Raw genomic sequence first — 23,958 nt, 5'->3', positions numbered from 1 at the left:
CACACACCTTATGTCTAGTATAGGAATGAACGTTCATTCCGTTTATGTTGTAAAAAAGGCCAATAGAATCAATGGACTCTAATGGCATTCCACAGGCACTCCTCAAGCTGGTTCATTAACTCCGGCGTTGCTTCCAAAAGACCTTTGTTAAAGTGTTCAAACAAATGCATAGAAGCACCGTAGACAATGTTCATTAACGCTTCTGTCGGCAACATAAGAATAGCTCCCTGCTGCTGCCCCTTATGGATGCATTCATTCAGAAACCCCATAAATTCATTGACGCTTTCCTTGCTTTCATCGTGAAAATGCAGTGCATTACCAGTAGAGTTAATAAACTTTAGCCGATCCGGGTTGGACTCAGCGAACTTAAACAATCCACGGAATATATGATGAAACTGCTCACGTACGGAAATGGGTTTATCCGGAAAGCCTTGCCTCAAGGCATCAAGGAACTCCCTGATACTTTTCTGAAAGAGTTCATTCAACAATACTTCTTTGTTCGTAAAATATCGATATATGGTTCCCGCTCCTACCTGAGCCGAATCCGCAATCATCGGCATGGTTGTTGCATCGAACCCCCGTTGGGCAAAAAGCGTTAAAGCAGCTGCATAAATATCATCTTTTTTGCTGCCTTTAGCCATGAATCTATCCCTCCTTATTTCAGGAATGAACGTTCATTCCGTTTCTTTTGGTTAGTATAACCTCTTTTCCCCCATCTAGCAAGTCTAATCTAAAGTGCCGTTCTTACTTCAAAATGGTAAACTAATCCTATATCCTGTCACTGGAGGAATTATACCTATGAACATAACGATTCAAGACATTATACAACATCTCACGAAAAATGTTGAGTTACCTGAACACACCGTGGATCAACTGATTACGGGTTCACCCAACCAAACGGTCACAGGCGTTTTTGTAACTTTTATGCCTACACAACATGTGATTGAGCACGCCATAAAGCGTGGAGCTAATCTAATTATCGCTCATGAACCTGCCTTCTATAACCATCATAGCCATACCGATTGGCTGGCTGATGATCCGGTCTATGAAACCAAGAGAACGCTAATCGATAATGGTGGAATTGCGATCTATCGTTGCCATGATGCAATTCACCGCTTTCAACCGGATGGCATTACGGAAGGATTGGTTCAGGCATTAGGATGGTCCCCTTATGTGGTACAGCGTAAACCGGAAGCTGACATTCTATCCTTTCCGGAAGGAATGACAGTTCAGCTTATTGCAGAACATATTAAACGTTCGCTTGGAATCGAATATATACGCCTGGCTGGTGATCCAAGGTTGGTATGCAGACAAGCAGCAGTGCTTGTAGGTTTTCGAGGCAACGGCAATCTGACCATTCCTCTGCTTCAACAGGAAGAGCTGGATCTGATTATCGCAGGTGAAGGATTCGAATGGGAGACACCGGAGTACATACGAGATGCTGTGCAGCAAGGAAAACAAAAGGCTCTTCTTATGATCGGCCATGCCGAGAGTGAGGCTTCCGGAATGAAGCTTTTGTCTGAAAGATTGGCTACAGCTTTCCCGGAATTGCCTGTTCATTTTATTGGTGAGCAACCGGTGTTTCAAGTATTGTGATCTTCAGAATGACGAGCCATCCTGAGTCCTGTCTGGATTTTGTAGAGGGTTTAATGTACTCTAAATGCTATAACTTCTGAGCTGAGGACATTTGTCCTTGGCTTTTCGAGTGGATATATCATTTAATAGAAATCGAAGAAGTAATGACGCGACAAGGAGAGTACAACCATGAGAGGAATTATTTTTGCACTATTAGGCGGTGCATGCATTACCCTGCAAGGGGTTGCCAATACCCGAATCAGTACGGACATGGGCACCTGGCAAGCCGCAACCATTACCCAACTCACCGGGTTCATTCTGGCGGCTCTGATCCTTGTATTCGTGCGGGACATCAACCTGCAAGGATTGAAGCAAGTGAAGCCCATGTACCTGGCGGGAGGCGCGTTTGGTGCAGTGATTATTTTCAGTGAAGTCACAGCAATCCAGCAAATTGGGGTAACTTTTACGATCTCCGCCCTGTTGATTGCACAGCTTTTCCTGACCTTTCTGGTCGACAGTAACGGATGGTTTGGTGTTGTGAAGCAGAAAATGAAACTACCGCAATTTCTGGGTATAGCATTAATGGTTACGGGCGTCATTATTATGAAGCTGTAGCTGGTCGAGTATATAGTCGGGGGTGAAAGACGTTATGGAAGAGTTTCAGAATGAGCATCAATTATTGCACTATTTAAAACAATATCAACTCGAATCGGTATTTCACCAGCCCCTGCGTCCGCATATGACGTTATGCCACTTCGAGAAGTGCGAATTAATCTGCCGTGAAGGCGAAACATCCGAATATTTATATGTGCTGGTCGAGGGGAAAGTCAAAATCTTCACGACCTCACCACAGGATAAAACACTCGTTCTTTGTTTTAAAACACCGCTTGAAGTGGTTGGTGATATTGAGTACGTTCGGGAGAGTAACATCGTGAACACCGTACAAGCGGTCTCACCTGTCGTGATGCTACGCATTCATTATCAATGGTTAGTTGAACTCGCTAGCGATTACGCACCCCTGTTGAAATTTTTACTCAAAATTATTTCCCACAAGTTTTACATTGATTCGAACTTCTCCAACTTCAACCTGATGTATCCGGTCGAGGTTCGATTAGCCAGCTATCTGCTCTCCATCTCTACCGAAGAAGCGGGGACTGTTGTCCACGAAGAACTGGACGCCTTTAATTTGACAGATATCGCGAATCTGATCGGTACGAGTTATCGGCATTTGAATCGGGTGATTCAGAAGCTGTGTGCAGATGGATTAATCATGCGGGATCAGGGCTTTATTATGGTCAAAGATCGGGCAGGTCTGGCAGAAGTGGCGGGTCACAACATCTATGAATAAGGAGATCTCTATCCTATGATCATTACAGGTATTTTACTAGCGTTACTGGCAGGTTCTCTTGTCAGTCTGCAGACCATCTTTAATAGTAAGGTAAATGAACGTACCGGCTCGTGGTCCACGACAACGATGGTGCTTTTCACCGGGTTTATTGCATCGTTTCTGATTTCTCTAGTGGTGGAGGGCAAAAATACGTTCAGCTTCCAACATATGCAGCCCTGGTATTGGCTTAGCGGAGCCATCGGTGTTGGGGTGGTCTTCTGTCTCGTTCAAGGGATGAAGCTGCTCGGTCCCACATTTGCGATCTCCATCGTACTTACATCACAGTTAAGTTTCGCCTTGCTGTTTGATTCCATGGGATGGCTTGGACTGGAGCAGATTCCATTCTCGTGGAACCAGCTTCTTGGTGTTCTTGTCATCGTGGGCGGTATTGTGTTATTCAAGTTTGGCGGTAGCAAATCGGCAAAATCGAAAAAATCTCCTGGTGCATTGCAATCCGATTCATAGGAGAACAATAAAAAGAGTGTCTGCCCAATCTGTTGATTGGCTAGACACTCTTTTTGGCAATCAAACCACGTATCGTTTAGTTCGCTTAAACGAACTCTACGTTGTGATACACTTGCTGAACATCTTCAAGGTCTTCAAGCGCATCAATCAGTTTCTCGAACTGAGCTTGTGCATCCTCTGGAAGTTCAATATGGTTTTGCGCAAGCATCGTCAGCTCGGCTACTGTGAACTCAGTAACACCGGCAGCTTTAAATGCTTCCTGTACAGCGTGGAATTGATCCGGTTCTGCATATACGATCACAGCATCGTCTTCGTCCACGATATCACGTACATCCACATCTGCTTCAAGCAGAATTTCCAGTACTTCCTCGGAGTTTTTGCCTTCTACCCCGATTACCGCTGTAGGATCAAACATATAAGCAACTGAACCACTCACACCCATATTGCCCGCGTTTTTGTTAAATGCCGAGCGCACTTCCGGTGCAGTACGGTTCACATTATTGGTGAGGGCATCCACGATAACCATGGCACCATTGGGCCCGAATCCTTCATAACGCAGTTCTTCATAATTTTCGTCCCCGCTGCCTTTTGCCTTTTCCATGGCACGGTCAATAATTGCTTTGGGTACGTTATACGTTTTGGCACGTTCCAGCACGACTTTCAGTGCGCGGTTCGCTTCCGGGTCCGGTTCGCCCTTCTTGGCAGCTACATAAATCTCAACGCCGAATTTAGCATAGACCCGGCTAGTATTTGCATCTTTTGAAGCTTTTTTTTCTTTAATATTATTCCACTTACGACCCATATCGTTTCCGCTCACTTTCAACATATAATCTGCTTTCTACTTTGTCATTATATCTTGTTGGGCGTACTTCAACAAGTTTAGACTCACGAAAAAATGGTAAAAGACAAGTTGATTTCACCTTACCACGTTCCGAAATCCCAAAGAGAAACGATCCAAAAACGCCAAAGAAGCAATTCCCTAAGGAATGCTTCTCTTCACGAATTCATCTAATTAGGCATGAAACTGTTGACCGTCCAGCACTTCAGGCACATAACCGGCACGAATGACGAAATCTCCAAAATGCTCACCATCATTGCGCTCTTTGGCATATTGATTCACCATTGGAGTCAATGTATCCAAAATTTCGGTTTCGCCAATATTTTCTTTGTACAACTTGTTCAAGCGATGCCCGGTAAAACTTCCACCGAGATACATATTGTATTTTCCCGGAGCTTTGCCGATAAACGAGATCTCAGCCAGCATCGGTCTCGCGCAGCCGTTCGGGCAACCCGTCATACGAATGACAATCTCTTCGTCTCTCAGCCCCGCTTCGTCCAGTACAGGCTCCAGCTTGTCGATCAGTGATGGCAGATACCGTTCGGATTCCGCCATGGCAAGACCACAAGTCGGAAGCGCCACGCAAGCCATAGAACTTCTGCGAAGCGCCGAGTAATGAGCACCATCGGTCAGATTGTATTGCTCAATCAGTGCCTCAATCTTTTTCTTCTTCTGGCTGCTGATGTTCCCGATCATGAGATTCTGATTGGCTGTGAGACGGAAATCTCCAGTATGGATTTTGGCAATTTCACGCAGACCTGTCATGAGCGGATAACCGTCCACATCCTTCACACGTCCATTTTGAATGAACAAGGTGTAGTGCCATCTGCCGTTGCTGCCTTTCACCCAACCGTAACGATCTCCATTATGTTCAAAATGGAACTCGCGCGCCGCATCCAGCTTCCAGCCGAGACGACTCGTCAGTTCTTCCACAAACCAGGCGAGGCCGCGGTCATCGATTGTATATTTGAAACGGGCATGTTTACGTACTGCACGATCCCCATAATCACGTTGAATCATAACCGTCTTCTCCGCAACATCAATCATTTGCTCTGGTGTACAGAAACCAATAACTTTGGACACCTGCGGATAAGTCTTCGGATCACCATGAGACATACCCATACCACCGCCGACAGAAACGTTAAAGCCTTGCAGCTTGCCGTTCTCTACAATAGCGATAAATCCGAGATCCTGCGAAAACACATCTACATCATTGGATGGTGGAACAGCAATCCCAATTTTGAACTTACGCGGCAAATACACTTTGCCATAAATCGGTTCTACCTCTTCATCTGTGTCTTGTGAATCGATAATTTTCTCTCCATCCAGCCACAACTCATGATACGCACGAGTCCGTGGATCCAGGTGATTACTCACCTGGCATGCCCATTCATATACTTCAGCATGAATATCTGATTGGTCCGGATTCGGATTACACATGACGTTCCGATTGACGTCACCACACGCAGCAAGAGTGCTGAGCAACGAGTCGTTTACTTCACGGATGGTATTTTTGAGGTCCCATTTGAGCACACCATGCAGTTGAAATGATTGGCGCGTCGTCAGACGAATGGTCTCATTCGCATATTTATGCGCTACACGATCCATCATCAACCACTGTTCGGGTGTAACAATTCCTCCGGAAGCACGCACACGCAACATGAATTGATAGGCAGGCTCCAGCTTGGATTTATTCCGCTCATTACGCAGGTCACGGTCGTCTTGCATATAACTGCCGTGATGTTTCATCAGACGGTTATCGTCCTCAGGAATCGCACCACTGATCCGATCCGCCAGCGTTTCAGTCAGACTTCCACGCAAGTAGTCACTTTTGATCTTTATATCTTCCACATCACTGTTCGTGCGCTGCGGGTTAAGTAAGTTATTATAAGTCATGCTGCTATCTCCTCTCGTATCTCCGGGATGCCTTATCCGGCATATGATCTGTAATTAATACACATCCCGCTGATAACGTTTTTCCTGTTGCAACCGTGTCAGATATTCCGCTGCCTGTTCAGGTGTTAGGCCACCCTCTTGTTCAAGAATGGTCGCGAGTGCAGCATGAACATCATGTGCCATTCGTTTCTCGTCACCACAGATATATATAACTGCACCTTCCTGTAACCATTGATACAGCTCTTTGCTATGTTCCAGCATCCGATGCTGCACATATACTTTCTCTTCTGCATCACGGGAAAAAGCGACATCCATCTTCGTAAGAACGCCGTCCTTGAGCCAGCGCTGCCATTCGGTCTGATAGAGGAAATCGGTGGAGAAATGCTGATCTCCGTAGAACAGCCACGTTTTGCCTTCTGCACCCGTCTCTTCACGCTCTCCAAGGAAAGATCTGAACGGAGCTACACCTGTACCTGGTCCAACCATGATGATTGGAGCATCCGGGTTCTCAGGCAGTTTGAAGTTTGGATTTTGCTGAATGAATACAGGTAATGTATCACCTAATTCGACTCGTTCAGCCAGATGAACAGAGCATACACCATAGCGCTCTCTGCCACGTGATTCATAACGTACTGTTCGAACGGTAAGATGAACTTCATCCGGGAAAGATTTCGAACTGCTTGCGATCGAATATAGACGTGCCGGGATTTTGCGAAGCACAGCTACGAACGATGCAGCCGGAATACCTTTAAGCCCATAATCCTGTACCAGATCCAGCAAATCACAACTGTTCATGGCTTTCCTGAATTCCGAATCATCTGCGAGCAGAGCGGGCAACCCGCTACCCGGGCTCAGCTTTGCCAGCTGCTCCACAACGGGTCTTGTGACAGCAGTAATTTCGAAGTAACGCAATAACGCTTCACGTACAGAAACCTGGTCTCCACTTTTATTAACCGTAACGCGCTCATCTGCATTCCATTCCATGGCTGCAATCAGCTCATCGACCAGGCGTGGATGATTCTCAGGGAACACACCCAGGCTGTCACCCGGTTCGTAGTCCAGATTGGAACCTTCCAGAGACAATTCAATATGACGTGTCTCACGGTCCGATCCTCTGCCGTTCAGGTTAAGATTTTCCAGCACTTCCGCCTTGTATGGATTCGTCCGGTTGAATTCAGATTCACCGCTACTTACTGCGGCTCCAACCGCTTCACTGGTTACCACTCCCGCAGCAGCCGGTGTACTGCTAAGTGAAGCAAGCACATCATTCATCCACTCTGCAGCCGCTTCATCAAAATCAACATCACAGTCCACACGTGGTAAAAGCGCTGTTCCGCCAAGCTCCTGCAAACGAATGTCAAAATCCTTTCCTGTCTTACAGAAGTACTCATACGAAGTATCTCCCAAAGCCAATACGGAGTACCGTAATCCATCAAGCTTCGGAGCCCGTTTGCTATGTAGGAATTCATGCAACGGAATCGCATTATCCGGCGGTTCGCCTTCTCCATGTGTGCTGACAATAATGAGAAGATTCTCTACTTTTTTCAGTCCGTTCGGTTTGAAATCTCCCATTGACGACAGGGTCACCTGAAGCCCCTGCTCTTCCAGCTTTTTCGCCAGTTTCTTGGATAGTCCACTGGAGTTCCCGGTTTGTGATCCAAAGAGTATCGTAACTTCCCTGGACACCGCAACAGGTGCACTTTCAGGAGTAATACCTGCTGAAGATGCAGGCTGTTGTTCCACACCAGCAGGTGCAGCTACAGCCGCAAATCCCTGAATGGCTGTCAGATATCCGCTAAGCCACGTTTTCTGTCCATCGTTCAATGTAGGAATAAGGCGATTGAGCAGCTCAACCTGTTCCTGATTAAAAGGGCTGTTTGTCACTTGAAGTTCCACCATTTGCCACCTCGCGCATTACGTCAATTTTAATTCCTACTAAAATGATCATATTAATTTCTACTCTCTTGAACCTACCATACCCAATGGTAGGGGTCAATTTCGATGATTTTATGGTATTTATCAGTTTCACTGATAAAGGACAAAAAAACAACAAATACCCTCCTCCTCGATTCAGGAAGGTTTTTGTTGTTTTTTAAATCTGAGAGCAGTTTAGTTCAAAGTCGAAAGCGGAATATATTCGCTAAAATGATTATCCAGCACTTTGTTTTTATCTCCATATACTCTGTCCAGATGATTCTCTCCCCACATACAGATGCGGTCGATGATTGCCTGCAGTGTCAAGCCATACTCGGTCAGCTCATACTCTACCTTGGGCGGAATCTGGGGATGAATAATTCGATGGATGATTTCATTCTTTTCAAGATCACGCAGCTGCTGGGTAAGGACCTTCTGAGTAATGCCAGGGATAGCTCTGCGAAGTTCGCTTGTTCGTTTTTTACCTGTTATCAGTTGATGCAGAATAAGAATCCTCCATTTTCCTCCGACGAGTTCCAGCATTGCCTGCACACCACTTTCATATCTTTTCAGTTCCTGTTCCACTGGGAATCCCCCTTAAATCACATATATGTATACCCATTATTAAAAGTAACCGAAGAACCTCAAAGTATCTACAGCACTCGAAGGTGCGTACTTCTCAATAAGATGTCATGAAACTTATAATAACATTGGTCAGAACGTTAAACCAAAAAATGAAGGAAAAAGGATGGTCACTCATACATGAAAATTAAACTGGTCGTTACTCACCCAAGACAGGATTCTCTAACATTTGCCGTGATGAATCGTTTTATAGAAGGTCTGAAGGAGAATCACCATGAAATTGATATCCTTGATCTGTATCATGATGGATTCGATCCGTTATATAGCGTAGAAGATGAGCGAGATTGGCAAAATCCCGATAAGCAGCATGCCCCTGTGATTCGCAAAGAGCTGGATCGCGTGCTCGCGGCTGATGCCATTGTATTTATTTTCCCGGTATGGTGGTACAACGTTCCTTCCATGCTCAAAGCTTATCTGGACAAGGTATGGAACATGGGGCTGCTGAACAAGGCAAACTCCAAAAAGGCACTCTGGATTGCACTAGCTGGAGGAACGGAGGCTTCATTCCATAAGTACGATTATTACAACATGATTTCGAATTATTTGAATAATGGGATCGCGGGTTATGCAGGATTGCAGGAATCCCGAGTCGAGTTTCTCTATGAAACTATATCCGAATCCAAAACGCATATTGAAGGCTTGCTGGAGCAAGCGTATCAAATCGGCAGACATTACAAGTAACCTCTGCAACGCAAAAAGACAGCGTCCATTTAACCTTGGCGCTGTCTTCTGTATGCTTGTTCATGTTTCTTCTAGTGCAGGCACTAAAATTAAAATACCTTCGTTGTCCACGACTCACAATTCCATGTCTCCGTAACCACATCACGATAGAATTCAGGTTCGTGAGAGATCAGCAGAATGCTGCCTTTGTATGCTTTGAGTGCGCGTTTCAACTCTTCCTTCGCATCAACGTCCAAATGGTTCGTCGGCTCATCGAGTACGAGCAGATTTGTTTCGTTATTGATCAGTTTGCAGAGACGAACTTTGGCTTTCTCGCCACCGCTCAGTACCGCAACCTTGCTCTCAATATGCTTGGTAGTCAGTCCGCATTTTGCGAGTGCAGCACGCACTTCAAATTGGGTATAGGAAGGAAACTCCTGCCAGATCTCTTCGATACAGGTATTGTAGTTGGCATCCTTCATCTCTTGTTGGAAATATCCAATCTCCAGATGTTCACCGCGCTGAACGGTTCCTTCCAAAGCTGGAATCTCACCCAGAATGCTGCGCATCAGGGTTGTTTTACCGATACCATTCGCACCAACGAGAGCGATCTTCTGACCACGCTCCATACGCAGGTCCAGTGGTCTCGACAACGGCTCATTGTATCCAATGACAAGGCCTTTTGTTTCGAAAATGAGCTTACCGGACGTTCTTGCATCACGGAAGTTAAACTGTGGTTTCGGTTTTTCCTTGGCGATTTCGATGACATCCATCTTGTCCAATTTCTTCTGTCTGGACATCGCCATGTTGCGTGTAGCCACACTTGCCTTATTACGGGCCACAAAATCCTTGAGATCAGCAATTTCCTGTTGTTGACGCTTATACGCCGACTCCAGTTGCTGTTTTTTCATCTCATGGACTTCCTGGAAATGACTATAATCGCCCACATAACGGGTGAGATCCTGATTTTCCATGTGATAGATCAAGTTAATTACACTGTTCAGGAACGGGATATCATGCGAGATCAGAATAAAAGCATTCTCATATTCCTGCAAATAGCGTTTCAGCCATTCGATATGCAATTCATCCAGGTAGTTCGTAGGCTCATCCAGGAGCAGAATATCCGGTTTTTCTAGCAGCAACTTGGCGAGCAATACTTTAGTACGTTGTCCACCACTAAGGTCGTTAACATCCTTATCCAGACCGATATCGGTCAGACCCAGACCGCGTGCTGTCTCGTCGACTTTGGCATCGATCATGTAAAAATCCTGGTTGGTCAGCGTATCCTGAATCGTACCTACATCCTCCAGCAGCTGTTCTAATTCCTCCGGAGTTACATCGCCCATCTTGCCATACATATCATTCATTTCTTGTTCCATGTCAAACAAATACTGGAATGCTCCACGAAGGACATCACGAATGGATTGTCCCTTGCTGAGCACAGCGTGCTGATCCAAATATCCGACACGCATACGTTTGGACCACTCCACTTTACCTTCATCTGGCTGGAGTTTGCCAGTAATAATGTTCATGAAGGTAGATTTCCCCTCACCATTGGCCCCGATCAGACCAATATGTTCGCCTTTCAGGAGGCGGAAAGAAACGTTGTTAAAGATAGCACGGTCACCAAAACCGTGACTTAATTTTTCGACATTTAATATGCTCATTCATGACACCTTTTCTATATAGACTTAATTCTTTGTATATTATAAGCGTTATATCATGTACAACTCAACGCCCTATTGTAAATTTAGCACCATTTTTCGATGAAATGTCCTTCGTTTTGACCCCTGATCCACTCAAACTGATATCAATGGCATTTGCCTTATAGGTATGGATGAGTTAAAATTTTTCCTTAAACGACTTACTACTATAAGAATGGAGCTCTCTTGGAGAGCATCAGGTGAAAATCATGATTGAAGTGAAACAATCCAAATTGGGTAATGGCGAATTTAACCGCGGCGTATTTGCAACCGTAGACATTCCAAAAGGCCAGCTGATCCATCAGGCTCCAGTTGTCCCTTATCCAAATGAAGACCACGAACATGTTGAGAAAACAATTCTCGAAGATTACGTATTCGAATACGGAGCCAATCATACGGCTATCCTGCTGGGCTATGGCAGTTTGATCAACCATTCCTACGAGCCTAACGCCACCTATGATATCAACTTTGAAAACCACACTTTTGACTTCTATGCTTATACAGATATCAAAGCCGGCGAAGAAGTATTGATTAATTATAATGGCGAGGAAGATAACATGGACCCATTATGGTTTCTGGATGATTACGAAGAACGTATGCGTGAGTTGAACGAAGTAAGTGATGGTGCAGAGGATGCTGATGGCATCGAATCTGACTCCAAGGATACGGACTCAAGCAAATAAGACCTTGAAGATAAACGACAACAGTATTGCAACTTCATGTGAAAAAAATTCAAATAAGCCTCACCATAATCGTTGAAGGCTTGATAAATTAACCTCATGGTGCTGCCTAATTCAAACGAAAACAAGCAAGTCCTCCACCAAGGAAGACTTGCTTGTTTTCGTTTGTTGCGATAAAGTCACATTTCCCAACCACACAATCTTAATCGGCAATGGGAGGGTCTGTGTGCAGATCCTGATCCGGTTCAGTCAATTTCCATTTGGTAAACGCAACCTCGAACCCGGCACGCTTCGGAGAACAGAGAAACGGTCCTGCTTGCTTGTTCGTCGGATAGGCAAACCTCGCGACCCGAATGGTACGCCAAGGATGCTCATCCGTGCGGGCACGACTAACTACGGCTTCGTCATGGTATGACGCCCGAATGGTAACGATGCGTCCACCCCATTCCGGTACAGGTGAGAGCGACCAATCGGAAAACCGATCCGTTACGACCGCTCCTACATGAGCCACGCCGTCATTTACTTCAACCCCAGCCTTGATCCATTGATCCTGTCCATGCCAGAGCATTAACCCTGCCTGATCATATAATTCCGTGAATGAACTCAGATCAAATGATACTTCGATTGCCTTGGTTCCATCCCATGGAGCAAGCATGGCATGTCCATTATGATGGCAGAAACCATAGAAGGTCTTCTCCCAAAAGTCACTGCCCTCCTGTGCCTCCACAATTAGACGGTCACCTTCCGTTCGCGCCTGAACCGGTTCGGTTGTCCACTCGGCTTCTTGAATCCGATGAAAATGAACTGACATAATTCTTCCCTTCCTTCCACACCATCACATTAAAATAAAGAGCCTATATCCGATGCGGCTGTAGGATATGCAAAATTCATGGTGTTTAGCTGATCGGTCGTCAAATCGAACTGAATTGCCATGGCGAACAGGTTAATCAGTTCTTCTGTTTTGCCACCCAATACATGGGCACCCAAGATACGTCCTGTTGACTTGTCGATTACAACTTTGGCCATGGCATATTTTTCATTCGTACGTTTATAAGTATACCATTTCGACATGTCATTTACCTTCACCTCATAGCCCTCTTTCTTGGCCTGCTCCACATTAAGGCCTACAGAACCCATGGATGGCACGGTAAATACAATGGAGGGCATTACTTTATAATTAGGTTTGTTATGATTGCCTTCAAGCAGATTCAAGGATACTGCGCGTGATTCCTGGCCTGCGAGCGGAGTCAACGGAATTCCTTCCGTTGCGGTAACATCGCCGGCCGCGTAGACTCTTGGATTGCTTTCGCTCTGCAAGTACTCATTAACGGAGATGCCTTTTTTCGTATAGCTGACATTTCCCTTCTTCAGTTCAAGACCCTCTACATTCGGAATACGCCCTGCTCCGTGAACGACAAGTCCACACTGCCATTGATGATCAGCCCCATTGCGGGTTCCACTGACCACATATGTGTTTCCCTGCTGACGAATTGCCTTCACTTCCGCATTCAAGTGTACGTGAATGCCTACTTCTTCGGATTTTTGCAGCAGCAGGTCCACCAGTTCCGAATCAAACTGTTCCAGCGGCTGTTCACCTCGATGAATAATATGGACTTCCGTACCAGCTCTCGCCGCAATATGTGCAAATTCAAAAGCAATGTAACCTCCACCTACCAGAACCAATTTATCCGGCAGCTGTTCCAGATCAAGAAAATCATCGCTGTATTTCAGATGCTCTACACCATCAATAGAAAGTGGTGCTGGACGCGCTCCTGTTGCGATGAGAATATGTTTCCCGTGTAGAACTTCGTCCCCTACACGAATATGATCTTCGTCAACAAAAGAAGCCTTGCCATGGAACGTATGCATACCGGCCTGCTTGAACTTATCCTCACTTGCTCTCGGAATACTCTCCGTAAATGTTCGCTTGAACGCCATAAGTTCCGACCACTGAATAGAAGCGTTACCTTCCACTCCTTTGCCCTTCATTCGTTCATTCCAGTCGATCAGTTCAGCCGCTCCTGCAAGTACTTTCTTGGGATCACAGCCCCTTAATGCACAGGTTCCGCCAAACTCTCGTTCATCAATCACGGCAATTTTCCAACCGGCTTCGGCGCAGCGGGATATAACAGAGCTTGCAGCGCTCCCGGTTCCAATCGCGATCAGATCATAAGTTTGTGTCATGTTAGTTCCTCCTCTTCATGTATAACCGTAAATATCAAGCTACAGTAACCCTGCTTTTTGCAGATAATCCGTTGCCACTTGCTCTGGAATCGCTCCATTAACGTTCACTTCGTAATTCATTTGACGCATCTCATCGTCCTTGATCCGACCTGCAAGTTGATTCAGTACCTCCACAAGCTGCGGATATTGGTCTGCCGTTTCTTTGCGGAGCATCGGCGCCCCCTGATATGGCGGGAACAATTCCTGATCATCCTCCAACACAACGAGTTTATACTGTCTCAGTTCACTGTCTGTGGAGTAAGCATCCAGCAAATTGATATCTCCGCGCTGCACGGCTGCATAACGCAGTTTCGGTTCCATTGTGGCCACGTTCGGGAATTTGATGCCATACTTCTTCTGAATACCAACATATCCGTCTTCCCGATCAGAGAATTCCAGTGTGAATCCTGCCTTGATCTGCTGCTGTACCGACTTGAGATCTGATATCGTCTTCAGATTATACTGATCCGCAACCTTCTGAGGCACAGCCAACGTATACGTATTGTTGTAATCCATCGGGTTCAGAAGAACCATATCGAATTGGCTCAACATCCCGTCTCTTGCCTGTTCATAAACTTCTTTACGATCAGTGCTAACTGCGGTTTCCTTCATAAATTCCGATATGGCGGTACCCGTAAATTCTGGATAAATATCAATATCACCTGATTTCAGTGCATTGAACAGAAATGTGGTTTTCCCCAATCCTGGTTTCAATTCAACCTTGAGATCGGTATCTTTTTCAATGAGCAATTTGTACATATTAATCAGAATCTCTGGTTCGGCACCCAGCTTGCCAGCAATAATCAGATCTTTTTGCCCTCCACGGGAGAGCCAAGGAATTGTAATTACCAGAACGGCCACCAGAGCGAGTGTTCCGAGAGTGACCAGCGTTTTCTTGAATGATAAACGTTGGAACTGGCGGAGCAGCACATCAAACAAAATGGCAAGCAATGCGGCTGGGATGGCCCCCAGAATAATCAATGCCGTATCATTTCGATCAATACCTAGCAAAATGAGTTCACCCAGACCCCCTGCACCAATCAGGGCTGCAAGCGTTGCTGTACCTACAATCAGAACCATTGCGGTACGAATGCCTGCCATAATGACAGGCATCGCGAGTGGCAGCTCCACTTTGGTGAGACGTTGACGACTGTTCATGCCCATCGCATTCGCTGCCTCGACCATGGAAGGATCGACTTCCGATATACCCGTATACGTGTTGCGGAGTACCGGAAGCAGGGCATACACTACAAGGGCAATAATCGCAGGAAATGTACCGATGCCGAATAAAGGAATGAGCAATCCCAGTAGGGCCAGAGACGGGATCGTTTGCAGTACGGCTGTTACCCCAATAATCGGCTCAGCCACACTTGGCTTGCGTGTCAGATAAATGCCAAGCGGGATAGCGATCAGAACGGCAAAGAACAATGCGATAAATGAGATCTGAATATGCTCAAGGAGGGCAGACAACAACTGTCCTTTCCGCTCGCTGAACACTTCCGTAAATCTACTCATGTGCTTCACCCCGTTCCTGCAACTGTCCGGACCAGTACCGGATCAGATCGGCTCGACTCACCTGTCCTATAATCTGGTGGTCTTTCTCGACCAGTAAATGATCATGAGAAGCCATGATTTCCACAAAATCCGGCAGCGTAATCGATACGGGAACAGCCGTTTTGGCTGACTTCGGCACATGCCCGGGTGAGAGCGGGGACATGATCGATTCAAGATCAAATATTGAAGTCAGTCGTTCTTGTTCGCCGGAGCCCGCTCTTAATTCATACATTGGGTCGTCCCCATCAGATACAGGCTGTGAACTCCTATCCGAACCAGAACCGCCAACAAAGTCACGTACAAATTCATTCGCTGGCTGCTGGATTAGTTCTTCCGGGGTGCCTACCTGTAACACTTGCCCATCCTTCATGATGCAGATACGATCACCCAGCTTCATCGCTTCCTGAATATCATGGGTAACAAATACAATCGTCTTCTTCATCTGACGCTGAATATCCAGAATATCGTCTTGCAATTTCTCGCGGCTCATCGGGTCAAGTGCACTGAAAGGTTCATCCATCAGTACAATTTCGGGATCGGCAGCGAGTGCGCGCAATACACCGATTCTCTGTTGTTGTCCACCAGATAGCTCAGCAGGCTTGCGATCACTGTATGTGGTACCTTTCAGTCCGACCATGTCCAGCAAAGTATGTACGCGATCCTTGATTTGCTCTGACTTCCACTTTCGGAGTTCAGGAACAACCGCAATATTTTCGGCAATCGTCATATGTGGGAACAACGCAATCTGTTGTAGCACATATCCGATATTCCACCGCAATTCATGAATGTTATATTCATCGATAGGTCGTTCATTAATTCGTACGGTCCCATCTGTCCGCTCGATCAGACGATTGATCATTTTGAGCATTGTGGTTTTGCCGCAACCGCTCGGACCAATCATGACGAACAGCTCTCCCTTGTTAATGTTGAGATTAACCTGACGCAGAGCATGGGTTCCATCAGGGTATTGCTTGGATACATTTTCGAACTGAATCATCCGTTCTCTTCTCTCCTTTTTATCAAACATTCATTCTCATCTATTTCCCCAAAAGCGTACACGTATAATCACCATGCTGGATTGGGGTATTGTTAAAGGTTGAACAATCAGCAAAAAAGACGGGCGTTCCGGCACCGTCTTCTTGTTATTCAGCAGAATTTGCTTCCAATATTTTTATAATAATTCTTATATCATTTCCCTTAATGCATATGCTGCCTAATAAATTGCTCCAGAGAAACCGGGCTTTGCCCTGTGACTTTCAATACCGTCTCCGTCGTTTGATCTTCTCTTCCTTCCTCACGGATGAATACATCCAGCCCTGCCAGAGCCGTGGCGTAATCTTCTGACATTCCCGCCTGAATCAGGCTATTTCTCAGTTCTGCATCCGACAATGATTCATGCTGAATACGCTGATCCAATAAACGACTAATGATGTCCGCAACTTGCCCATAAGACAATGTCTCTGGCCCCGTAATGATATGAGCTGTATTATGGGGGACAACATCTGTCAGAGCAAAGAAGGCAACTGCTGCGATGTCATCTGCGCTGACAAAACCAATTTTACCATCACCAGCAGCACTGTAGATTTTACCCAACTGCTTCATCGTCTCCCGATGCGGTCCCTCTGTAAAGTTCTCCATAAAATAGGAAGGCTGTAGTACAGTCCACTCAGGAGCAAGCTCCTTCAAGCTTTGATGTACTTTGCCAAATATAGGTCCGTCTTCATCAACGGAAGCACTGCCAAGCAAGACGAATCGTTTAACGCCGCTCCATAACGCTTCCTTGATGAACGGAATCATTATGGCTTCCAGACTGATCAGTCAAGAAAATACATGCTTTGATTTTTGCCAAAGTGGTATAATGACATTAGAAGTTGAATTAATCCATCTACCATTACAATCGTGCCAACATATAAAGGAGTGTAGCGATATGCATATTCAAATTACAGATTTGGCTGCTGCGCGATTAACTGAAAGCCTGAATGATCAGCCCGGTTATTTCAAAGTGATCTATGACATGGAAGGTTGTGGCTGTAACGGAATTATCGCCATACTTATCGTGGATGAACCCGAAGCTCTAGATGTACAAATTGAAACCAATCTGGTGCCATTCTATGTCGATCCGAAACAACAGTTAAACCTGGAGCAGCACATGAAGCTGGACACGGAACTCAACTATCCTTCCTTCAAACTAAGCAGTGATTCCGGTTTACTCAGCAGCAATGTCCGTGTTCGGGATGCTCGCGCTGTGGCTGCTGGAAGCTCCGGCAATTCTGTTTCATGCGAGCTGTAATTCAAAAGTTTGTGGCTGAAATAATGAGCATTTGATTCGCCTATCTATGTATACAGAAAGACTTTGCACAAAAGGTGCAGAGTCTTTTTGTATGCTCTTTTTCTCGTCAGACAATTAAAAGCTATGAATCTCGCAAACTTTGTTTACAACTCGGAAACAATTGGAGAACCTATGGATATAATCCTCTAGTATACTCGGTATATACCAAAGAACGAGATTGATATAACCCGAGGAGGAACACACATCATGAAATCTTTTACACGTAAATCCATCGTATCCACGATACTTATAGGTTCTGTCGTAGCAGGCTCAGCATTCAAAACGCTGCCCTTCACTAAGGAACTGAATCCGGTCGCATCTGCTGCCAGCTCCAGCTTCACTCAATTCCTGCACGATAATGCACCTGGACGCACAATCAAAACGAGCAGCAGTGGCCTGGCAACGGTAACAAATCTATCAAGCACGGTTGTGCTAGTGAATAAAAAGAGAAACCTGCCTTCAACCTATGCCCCTCAGGATCTGGTTGTTCCTAACATCCCATTTAGCTTCTCCGGCTCCAGTCCGAAAAAGCAAATGCGTAAAGTAGCTGCCACAGCAATTGAGAACTTGTTCGCAGCAGCAAAAAAAGACGGCATTGATATCAAAGCCGTGTCCGGTTATCGCTCTTATGCTACCCAAAAATCCATTTTTGACCGTAATGCAAGTATCAAAGGCGAAGCCGTTGCGAATAAAACCAGTGCTCGTCCTGGACAAAGTGAACATCAGACGGGTCTTGCGATGGATATCTCCAGTGCATCAGCGGGATATGATTTGCAACAAAGCTTTGGAAACACCAAGGAAGGCAAATGGCTGAAAGCCAATGCACATAAATACGGATTTATCATTCGTTATGGCAAAGATCAGGAGAAACTGACAGGCTATTCTTATGAGCCATGGCATGTGCGTTATGTTGGCGTGTATATTGCGGGTGAAATTACGAGTCAGAACCTTACACTTGAACAGTACCTGGAGCGCGCCAAATAAAACAGTAGAAATCTGATGACAAAAGGTATTCATTCCACTCTCATATGACTATCGTATGTAAATTACAGATACAACTAACAGGACGGGGCCCGATTTCGGGCGCCGTCCTGTTGCATTATATCTACAACATTTTAATCGTTCTCCAAATCGAAAAGATAAGGATCAGCTCAACCACATTGATGTAAAGGTTAAGTTCGATTCATAGCAGATTTAAGGTTTACTATTCAGTTCTGTGCTCCATTCCTCTACAGCATCAACGACCTGTTTTAATTGCTGCTCTTCCTCAATCGCTGGATCATTGTCCCCTTTTTGCTTCCCATAGGAGCCAAATTGGCCATGGTTCCCTCCTTCTACACTGACATACAAAGTGTCAGCAGGTAGATTGGTTTTGGCACTTTCCCAAGCTTCTTTATTGAGAACTCCATCTGCTGTACCTGTAATTTGCAAAACAGATAAATCAGTGTCTTTTATGGATCCGCCCTCATCCGCATAAGAAGCCAAGAAAAATACACCCTTAAGCTTCTCACTGTGTTCCGAAGCATATCTCGCTGCAAATGAACCTCCTAAAGAGTGACCCCCAATAACAAATGATTCGTCTGGGTGTTCTTCAAGAAAGGAGTCCGCTTTATTTTGACCGAAAATGGCTAGATTCAGTGGCATTTCCGCAATATATACGCGATGTCCCCGTTGAGCCAGTTCTCTGGCAAATGGTGAGTAGCTTTCCGGTTCTACTAAACCTCCAGGATAAAAAATAATATTCGGTTCAATTACTTTCCCGGTTTGTGGCTCAAATTTATAACCGTCTTTGATCTCTGTTACTATGACCTGATTATCATTCTGAAATGCGAGTTCTGCTTGATTGGAAGGACTGTAGGTTATCGAATTGAGGTATACCAATAAGCCAATGATTACAATTACAATGAGGGAAACTCCCCATATCAATATTTTAGTCCATTTGTTTTTTTTCTCTGTTTTTGCCAAAGTTAAAACCTCTTTCAATATTATTTTGGATTAGGTTATCATTGAATTGTAGCTTCAGTTCTAGTAAATTATATTTACCGGTAAGTAAAATTACAAGTCTAATCTTATTCAATGGATAAGTTGTCATAAAATATTCACGGAGGTAATGATGAAAATGAATACAGATTCACAACGCTTACCAGGAAGACCCAAACAAGCAGAAGATGATTTACCCGTACAAGAAATAATTCTTCAAACGGCCGCCAAACTCTTTATGGAGCATGGTTACGAACCTGTTTCACTCCAACAAATCGCTAAAGCTTGCAATGTGTCTAAACCATCCATTTATTATCACTTCACCAGTAAACCGGAACTTTTTAAGATCGCGGTTACGACCATGTTTAAACATGTGCACCAAGCTACGTCACGATTATTAAGAGAAGCAGACAATCTGGAAACAGGACTGCTACATGTGGCAGAAGCAAGGTTAGCTAATCCTCATGCGGAGATTGAGACTCTGCTCAAAGATGCGGAGAGATATTTGAGTGAGAAACAGATTGAGGAAATCAGAGCAGCGGAAAATAAAATTTACGTAGAGCTGGCTGATTATTTTAAAGATGCGATGGATAATAACCTTCTTCGAAGCAACAATTCCATGCTTCTCGCGCAAACTTTCTCAACAATGATGGTCATCGGCAATAAGGTAGATACATTAAGAGAACATGATTCCACTTTAAATTTAGGTAAGGAGATTGTCGGAATTTTTTTGCGAGGTACAATGGTGAGATGACTGGCCTCCAGACTTATATAAAAATGGCGTTCCTCTCTCCTCGTTCGGGGTTGGAGCAGAAGACATGGAGTGTAAAAAAAAGATGAGACGTGTATGAGAGGTTGAAGAAGCGCCTGCAAAATGCTAAGGAACCTCAGACACGTTATAACGGGGTTTAGGCCATATGTAACGTTTTTGGAGCATTTTAGGAAATAACGTGTCCGGTGTCCCTTGCAATTGAAAAAGAGAGCCAGGGGCCCATAAGCCGTCTATTCCTTAAGTAAAGAACATGCTCATGATGCCTGAACCTTCCTGCCGACCTGCTATTTTTCTGAAAACGACTGGCAGCCTCTTCACACTCTCCGTCCCGGCCCAGGAACCAACGCCAGCCAGAAGTGCATTATGAAACAGATACAGTGCAACATTGTAAGCGAGGGTACCCAATACCATCTCCACCACCAAAAAACGTTTCAACGTGGAGGATTCGATGACGTATACCTGAAATTCATTTCGCGACTTTCCAGCTCTGTACCTAGTGATGAATGTTTTCATGAATCACCTCTTCTGTTTTATTTTATCGTATGGTAGGCAGATCTTGTCTTATTCGAAAATAATACTTACATAAAGTAACTTAGTGTGTTATAGTCAGTTTATAAACCATACATAAGCGAGGGAAACTACCATGAGTGAATTGGAGAATCTGGTCAAAAACCGTAGATCGGCCGTTATTTTTGAAGAAGGAATTGAGATTCCAGAGTCAGAATTGCAAGAGATGTTTGCCTTGAACAAATTCGCACCTTCCGCCTTTAACCTCCAGCATACGCACTATCTTGTGCTGACGGACCCGGCTCAGAAAGAAAAAGTCTATGAAGCTTCCCAGCAATATAAAGTAAAAACGGCCTCTGCGGTCATTGTTGTCCTCGGCGATGTCAACGCACACCATCACATCCGCACAATCAATGAGGGCCTGCTGAACCTTGGTGCGATGACTCCGTTTCAATACGAGCAAGAATCACAGAGTGTCATCGAATTTTACGAAACGCGGGGAAGGTTCTTCCAGAGGGAAGATGCAATTCGTAATGCCAGCCTGTCAGCGATGCAATTGATGCTTATCGCTCAGGATCGTGGTTGGGACACCTGCCCCATGATTGGCTTCGACGCGGAAGAGTTGCAACGCAGTTTGGATATTCCCGACCATTATGTACCTGCCATGCTAATTACAATCGGCAAAAAGTCCGAAGCCAAACAACGTCCGCGCGGATACCGCAAACCGATTAACGAATATGTAAGCTTCAACAAAATGCATGCCGAATAACTTGGGAATGTGACATCCGTAACTTTTCACTGATTCCATTACAAAAGAGAGGTCGATGATCAGATCATCGGCCTCTTTCCTATTTCCCCAGAATAAACAAATCGCACGTCAAACCAATCTCTCTTTCCCCAAAAATACATATGAATATTTTTTTATACCATGATAGCATTCGAGATGTAACCCATAATCGTAACGAAAGGAATGAACTCCAATGGAATTCCACATCGAAAACCTGACAACATCCCGAATTGCTTATGTACGACAAGTCGGTCCGTATGGTCCTGCTAACAGTCACGCGATGGAAACATTAAAGAACTGGGCAAGATCCCAAGGCCTGCTTACAAGCTCGACCATCTTGTTCGGCATTCCGCAGGATAACCCGGAAACCACCCTCCCCTCTCAATGCAGGTATGATGCATGTATTGTCATATCAGAGGATTACTGCCTGGATGAGTCGACTCCCCAACTTGAAGAAGCTGAACTTCCTGGCAGGCAATATCTGGTTTGCAAAGTCAAACACACAGCAGAAGATGTGCAGCAAGCCTGGACCGAGATTTTCCCGTATTTGCAGAGCAATGGTTGTACCATGGACAACAAACCCATCTTGGAAAGGTATGCCGGTGATCTGCTTCTTCTGGATTTTTGCGAAATATGTGTACCCGTTAAGCCGCTATAAATCATTCATAGTTGTTGAGGATGCCAAAAAGAACGAAGGCGACTTCAATGTTGAAGTCGCCTTTGTTTCTAACTTATTGCCTTGTTTTCACCAATTAAAATGCCCAGTTCCCTTTGCGGAATACAGGTTCCACCGTTCCATCCTGCAATTCACCATCAATGTCGAGTTCTGCGGAGCCGATCATAAAGTCCACATGGGTCAGACTGACGTTGCATTCATGTTTCAGCAATTCCTCATTAGACATCGTCGTACCATCCTTCATATTGAATGGATATGCACTTCCTACGGCCAGATGGCAAGATGCATTCTCATCAATACCGGTATTATAGAAAATACGATTCAAGTTGGAGATTGGCGAATCATGCGGCACGAGGGCAACTTCGCCAAGATAACGTGCACCTTCATCGGTGGCAAACAGGTTTTTCAGATGCTCTTCACCCGAAGCTGCTGTAAACGCAACAACCTGTCCATCCTTAAACGTAATTCTCATCTGGTCTACAAGTTGTCCATTCAGGTTCAGCGGCATCGTGCTGCTGACAAATCCGTTGACTCCACTGCGCTTCGGCATGGTAAATACTTCTTCTGTCGGCATGTTCGCAACGGTATACACACCTTGCTTGTTTTCGCTACCGCCGCCACCCCAGATGTGGTTGTTCACCAGTTCGATTTTCAAATCCGTTCCGGGTGCGCGGTAGTGCAGGCTTTTATAATTTTTCTTGTTCAGCAAATCACTCATGGCATTCAGGGTGTCCAGATGTTTTTTCCAGTTCTGAATAGCGTCTCCGCCATCGACACGGTTCATTTTGAAGATGGTTTCCCACATCACGTTAATGCGATCTTCCTCTGGAATGTCGGCAAACACTTTGTTCGCCCACGCCTTGGTTGGCGCTTTGATCAGACACCAGCTAATTTCGTGGTTACGCGTATATTTCGAATATCCGCGACGTGCATGAGCCGCCGCTTTGGTTGCACGCGACACGTTGTCGGAATTGATGCCTTTGTACAATTCAGGGTCAGGTACTTTGATCGTGAGCGTAGCGCCGCCTGTTTCTGCAAACTTCTCCATCATTTCCGCCTTCCAGGCCGGGTAATAATCGAAGCTGTCATCAGAGCCATGTTCAAAACGACTGCGTGTAATATCGTCATCATCAAAATCAACCTGTACATACTTGGCGCCAGCCGCATACGCTTTTTGCACGATCAGACGGGTGAATTCCAATGTTTCGATGGGTGCCGTTACGAGCAGATCCTGGCCTTTCTGAATATTTACGCCGATTTTGACAACCAGCTCTGCGTATTGTTCCAACGATTTTTCGAAGGTTTGTTCAAAATTACTCATGGTTGTGTTCACTCCTATTTCATATTTAAACGAGTATTGCTGCACAATG

At 45.2% G+C, this 23,958-nt stretch carries 25 protein-coding genes; 11 read left to right on the top strand and 14 right to left on the bottom strand.

Features of this window, described 5'->3' with window-relative positions:
* Nucleotides 1–68: 68 nt before the first annotated feature.
* Nucleotides 69–641, bottom strand: coding sequence for a TetR/AcrR family transcriptional regulator (locus A6049_RS04650; protein WP_063563484.1), 573 nt, complete (start codon nt 639–641; stop codon nt 69–71).
* A gap of 157 nt (nt 642–798) precedes the next feature.
* On the opposite strand from A6049_RS04650, the gene A6049_RS04645 reads away from it, so the two are divergent.
* The 4 genes from A6049_RS04645 to A6049_RS04630 all read left to right on the top strand — a co-directional run bounded on the left by A6049_RS04645 (nt 799) and on the right by A6049_RS04630 (nt 3,427).
* Nucleotides 799–1,596: a Nif3-like dinuclear metal center hexameric protein gene (locus tag A6049_RS04645; RefSeq protein ID WP_063563483.1), complete on the top strand. Its 798-nt coding sequence runs from the start codon at nt 799–801 to the stop codon at nt 1,594–1,596.
* Nucleotides 1,597–1,764: 168 nt separating this feature from the next.
* Nucleotides 1,765–2,190, top strand: coding sequence for a DMT family transporter (locus A6049_RS04640; RefSeq protein ID WP_024633836.1), 426 nt, complete (start codon nt 1,765–1,767; stop codon nt 2,188–2,190).
* Nucleotides 2,191–2,224: 34 nt separating this feature from the next.
* On the top strand, nt 2,225–2,923 hold the full coding sequence (locus tag A6049_RS04635) for a Crp/Fnr family transcriptional regulator (RefSeq protein ID WP_063563482.1): 699 nt from the start codon (nt 2,225–2,227) through the stop codon (nt 2,921–2,923).
* A gap of 18 nt (nt 2,924–2,941) precedes the next feature.
* Nucleotides 2,942–3,427 (top strand): DMT family transporter, encoded by a 486-nt coding sequence (locus A6049_RS04630; RefSeq protein WP_063563626.1) that lies wholly within the window; start codon nt 2,942–2,944, stop codon nt 3,425–3,427.
* 85 nt (nt 3,428–3,512) lie between these two features.
* Here A6049_RS04630 and A6049_RS04625 read toward each other — a convergent pair whose 3' ends face one another.
* The 4 genes from A6049_RS04625 to A6049_RS04605 form a co-directional block, all read right to left on the bottom strand.
* Complete coding sequence (locus tag A6049_RS04625; RefSeq protein ID WP_063563625.1) at nt 3,513–4,229, bottom strand: YebC/PmpR family DNA-binding transcriptional regulator; 717 nt, start codon at nt 4,227–4,229, stop codon at nt 3,513–3,515.
* A 210-nt stretch (nt 4,230–4,439) separates the two neighbouring features.
* Entirely contained in the window at nt 4,440–6,161 is a 1,722-nt protein-coding gene (cysI, locus tag A6049_RS04620; protein ID WP_063563481.1) for an assimilatory sulfite reductase (NADPH) hemoprotein subunit, read from the bottom strand.
* 54 nt (nt 6,162–6,215) lie between these two features.
* Complete coding sequence (locus A6049_RS04615) at nt 6,216–8,057, bottom strand: assimilatory sulfite reductase (NADPH) flavoprotein subunit (RefSeq protein ID WP_063563480.1); 1,842 nt, start codon at nt 8,055–8,057, stop codon at nt 6,216–6,218.
* Between the two features lie 213 nt (nt 8,058–8,270).
* A complete protein-coding gene (locus A6049_RS04605; protein ID WP_063563478.1) occupies nt 8,271–8,660 on the bottom strand; it encodes a winged helix-turn-helix transcriptional regulator in 390 nt (129 codons plus the stop codon).
* Between the two features lie 177 nt (nt 8,661–8,837).
* On the opposite strand from A6049_RS04605, the gene A6049_RS04600 reads away from it, so the two are divergent.
* Nucleotides 8,838–9,398: an NAD(P)H oxidoreductase gene (locus tag A6049_RS04600; protein ID WP_063563477.1), complete on the top strand. Its 561-nt coding sequence runs from the start codon at nt 8,838–8,840 to the stop codon at nt 9,396–9,398.
* 89 nt (nt 9,399–9,487) lie between these two features.
* On the opposite strand, the gene A6049_RS04595 is transcribed toward A6049_RS04600, so the two are convergent.
* Nucleotides 9,488–11,044 (bottom strand): ABC-F family ATP-binding cassette domain-containing protein, encoded by a 1,557-nt coding sequence (locus tag A6049_RS04595; RefSeq protein WP_063563476.1) that lies wholly within the window; start codon nt 11,042–11,044, stop codon nt 9,488–9,490.
* Nucleotides 11,045–11,289: 245 nt separating this feature from the next.
* Between A6049_RS04595 and A6049_RS04590 the strand changes: the two genes are divergently transcribed.
* Complete coding sequence (locus tag A6049_RS04590) at nt 11,290–11,763, top strand: SET domain-containing protein (RefSeq protein ID WP_063563624.1); 474 nt, start codon at nt 11,290–11,292, stop codon at nt 11,761–11,763.
* Nucleotides 11,764–11,962: 199 nt separating this feature from the next.
* Here A6049_RS04590 and A6049_RS04585 read toward each other — a convergent pair whose 3' ends face one another.
* The 5 genes from A6049_RS04585 to A6049_RS04565 all read right to left on the bottom strand — a co-directional run bounded on the left by A6049_RS04585 (nt 11,963) and on the right by A6049_RS04565 (nt 17,334).
* Nucleotides 11,963–12,571 (bottom strand): DUF1349 domain-containing protein, encoded by a 609-nt coding sequence (locus A6049_RS04585; protein WP_063563475.1) that lies wholly within the window; start codon nt 12,569–12,571, stop codon nt 11,963–11,965.
* A 29-nt stretch (nt 12,572–12,600) separates the two neighbouring features.
* Entirely contained in the window at nt 12,601–13,944 is a 1,344-nt protein-coding gene (locus A6049_RS04580; protein ID WP_063563474.1) for a dihydrolipoyl dehydrogenase family protein, read from the bottom strand.
* Between the two features lie 39 nt (nt 13,945–13,983).
* The gene (gene opuFB / locus A6049_RS04575; protein ID WP_063563473.1) at nt 13,984–15,498 is read right to left on the bottom strand and encodes an osmoprotectant update ABC transporter permease/substrate-binding subunit OpuFB; all 1,515 of its coding nucleotides are present in this window, start codon (nt 15,496–15,498) and stop codon (nt 13,984–13,986) included.
* Entirely contained in the window at nt 15,491–16,534 is a 1,044-nt protein-coding gene (locus tag A6049_RS04570) for an ABC transporter ATP-binding protein (protein WP_063563472.1), read from the bottom strand. Before A6049_RS04570 ends, opuFB begins: the two co-directional genes overlap by 8 nt.
* Nucleotides 16,535–16,734: 200 nt before the next feature.
* The gene (locus A6049_RS04565; protein ID WP_176854319.1) at nt 16,735–17,334 is read right to left on the bottom strand and encodes an NmrA family NAD(P)-binding protein; all 600 of its coding nucleotides are present in this window, start codon (nt 17,332–17,334) and stop codon (nt 16,735–16,737) included.
* A gap of 130 nt (nt 17,335–17,464) precedes the next feature.
* Between A6049_RS04565 and A6049_RS04560 the strand changes: the two genes are divergently transcribed.
* Together A6049_RS04560 and A6049_RS04555 are read left to right on the top strand one after the other, a co-directional pair.
* Nucleotides 17,465–17,827, top strand: coding sequence for an iron-sulfur cluster biosynthesis family protein (locus A6049_RS04560; protein ID WP_063563471.1), 363 nt, complete (start codon nt 17,465–17,467; stop codon nt 17,825–17,827).
* A gap of 246 nt (nt 17,828–18,073) precedes the next feature.
* Complete coding sequence (locus tag A6049_RS04555; RefSeq protein WP_063563470.1) at nt 18,074–18,850, top strand: M15 family metallopeptidase; 777 nt, start codon at nt 18,074–18,076, stop codon at nt 18,848–18,850.
* A gap of 210 nt (nt 18,851–19,060) precedes the next feature.
* Here the strand turns inward: A6049_RS04555 and A6049_RS04550 are convergent, their stop codons facing one another.
* Entirely contained in the window at nt 19,061–19,831 is a 771-nt protein-coding gene (locus tag A6049_RS04550; RefSeq protein WP_063563469.1) for an alpha/beta fold hydrolase, read from the bottom strand.
* Between the two features lie 154 nt (nt 19,832–19,985).
* Between A6049_RS04550 and A6049_RS04545 the strand changes: the two genes are divergently transcribed.
* Entirely contained in the window at nt 19,986–20,600 is a 615-nt protein-coding gene (locus A6049_RS04545) for a TetR/AcrR family transcriptional regulator (RefSeq protein WP_240321306.1), read from the top strand.
* Nucleotides 20,601–20,855: 255 nt separating this feature from the next.
* On the opposite strand, the gene A6049_RS04540 is transcribed toward A6049_RS04545, so the two are convergent.
* Complete coding sequence (locus tag A6049_RS04540) at nt 20,856–21,131, bottom strand: hypothetical protein (RefSeq protein WP_063563467.1); 276 nt, start codon at nt 21,129–21,131, stop codon at nt 20,856–20,858.
* Nucleotides 21,132–21,261: 130 nt separating this feature from the next.
* Here A6049_RS04540 and A6049_RS04535 point away from each other — a divergent pair, with 130 nt between their 5' ends.
* Nucleotides 21,262–21,894, top strand: coding sequence for a nitroreductase family protein (locus A6049_RS04535; protein ID WP_063563466.1), 633 nt, complete (start codon nt 21,262–21,264; stop codon nt 21,892–21,894).
* Nucleotides 21,895–22,105: 211 nt separating this feature from the next.
* A complete protein-coding gene (locus tag A6049_RS04530; protein WP_063563465.1) occupies nt 22,106–22,570 on the top strand; it encodes an AraC family transcriptional regulator in 465 nt (154 codons plus the stop codon).
* A 94-nt stretch (nt 22,571–22,664) separates the two neighbouring features.
* Here A6049_RS04530 and A6049_RS04525 read toward each other — a convergent pair whose 3' ends face one another.
* Nucleotides 22,665–23,909, bottom strand: a complete 1,245-nt coding sequence (locus A6049_RS04525; RefSeq protein WP_063563464.1) for an aminopeptidase — start codon at nt 23,907–23,909, stop codon at nt 22,665–22,667.
* Between the last annotated feature and the right edge of the window lie 49 nt (nt 23,910–23,958).

The organism is Paenibacillus sp. O199 (genome assembly GCF_001636635.1).
GTDB lineage: Bacteria > Bacillota > Bacilli > Paenibacillales > Paenibacillaceae > Paenibacillus > Paenibacillus marchantiae.
The sequence above is the reverse complement of the archived record's forward strand: the minus strand, read 5'-3'. Positions and strand labels throughout refer to the sequence as shown.

What these genes read in the sequence shown, in the direction of transcription:
- A6049_RS04635 (WP_063563482.1), top strand. Translation starts at nt 2,225, where the DNA reads ATGGAAGAGTTTCAGAATGAGCATCAATTATTGCACTATTTAAAACAA.
- cysI (WP_063563481.1), bottom strand. Translation starts at nt 6,161, where the DNA reads ATGACTTATAATAACTTACTTAACCCGCAGCGCACGAACAGTGATGTG.
- A6049_RS04585 (WP_063563475.1), bottom strand. Translation starts at nt 12,571, where the DNA reads ATGTCAGTTCATTTTCATCGGATTCAAGAAGCCGAGTGGACAACCGAA.
- A6049_RS04640 (WP_024633836.1), top strand. Translation starts at nt 1,765, where the DNA reads ATGAGAGGAATTATTTTTGCACTATTAGGCGGTGCATGCATTACCCTG.
- A6049_RS04530 (WP_063563465.1), top strand. Translation starts at nt 22,106, where the DNA reads ATGGAATTCCACATCGAAAACCTGACAACATCCCGAATTGCTTATGTA.
- A6049_RS04595 (WP_063563476.1), bottom strand. Translation starts at nt 11,044, where the DNA reads ATGAGCATATTAAATGTCGAAAAATTAAGTCACGGTTTTGGTGACCGT.
- A6049_RS04645 (WP_063563483.1), top strand. Translation starts at nt 799, where the DNA reads ATGAACATAACGATTCAAGACATTATACAACATCTCACGAAAAATGTT.
- A6049_RS04555 (WP_063563470.1), top strand. Translation starts at nt 18,074, where the DNA reads ATGAAATCTTTTACACGTAAATCCATCGTATCCACGATACTTATAGGT.
- A6049_RS04545 (WP_240321306.1), top strand. Translation starts at nt 19,986, where the DNA reads ATGAATACAGATTCACAACGCTTACCAGGAAGACCCAAACAAGCAGAA.
- A6049_RS04580 (WP_063563474.1), bottom strand. Translation starts at nt 13,944, where the DNA reads ATGACACAAACTTATGATCTGATCGCGATTGGAACCGGGAGCGCTGCA.
- A6049_RS04560 (WP_063563471.1), top strand. Translation starts at nt 17,465, where the DNA reads ATGCATATTCAAATTACAGATTTGGCTGCTGCGCGATTAACTGAAAGC.
- A6049_RS04540 (WP_063563467.1), bottom strand. Translation starts at nt 21,131, where the DNA reads ATGAAAACATTCATCACTAGGTACAGAGCTGGAAAGTCGCGAAATGAA.
- A6049_RS04650 (WP_063563484.1), bottom strand. Translation starts at nt 641, where the DNA reads ATGGCTAAAGGCAGCAAAAAAGATGATATTTATGCAGCTGCTTTAACG.
- A6049_RS04535 (WP_063563466.1), top strand. Translation starts at nt 21,262, where the DNA reads ATGAGTGAATTGGAGAATCTGGTCAAAAACCGTAGATCGGCCGTTATT.
- A6049_RS04625 (WP_063563625.1), bottom strand. Translation starts at nt 4,229, where the DNA reads ATGGGTCGTAAGTGGAATAATATTAAAGAAAAAAAAGCTTCAAAAGAT.
- opuFB (WP_063563473.1), bottom strand. Translation starts at nt 15,498, where the DNA reads ATGAGTAGATTTACGGAAGTGTTCAGCGAGCGGAAAGGACAGTTGTTG.
- A6049_RS04565 (WP_176854319.1), bottom strand. Translation starts at nt 17,334, where the DNA reads ATGATTCCGTTCATCAAGGAAGCGTTATGGAGCGGCGTTAAACGATTC.
- A6049_RS04525 (WP_063563464.1), bottom strand. Translation starts at nt 23,909, where the DNA reads ATGAGTAATTTTGAACAAACCTTCGAAAAATCGTTGGAACAATACGCA.
- A6049_RS04570 (WP_063563472.1), bottom strand. Translation starts at nt 16,534, where the DNA reads ATGATTCAGTTCGAAAATGTATCCAAGCAATACCCTGATGGAACCCAT.
- A6049_RS04600 (WP_063563477.1), top strand. Translation starts at nt 8,838, where the DNA reads ATGAAAATTAAACTGGTCGTTACTCACCCAAGACAGGATTCTCTAACA.
- A6049_RS04590 (WP_063563624.1), top strand. Translation starts at nt 11,290, where the DNA reads ATGATTGAAGTGAAACAATCCAAATTGGGTAATGGCGAATTTAACCGC.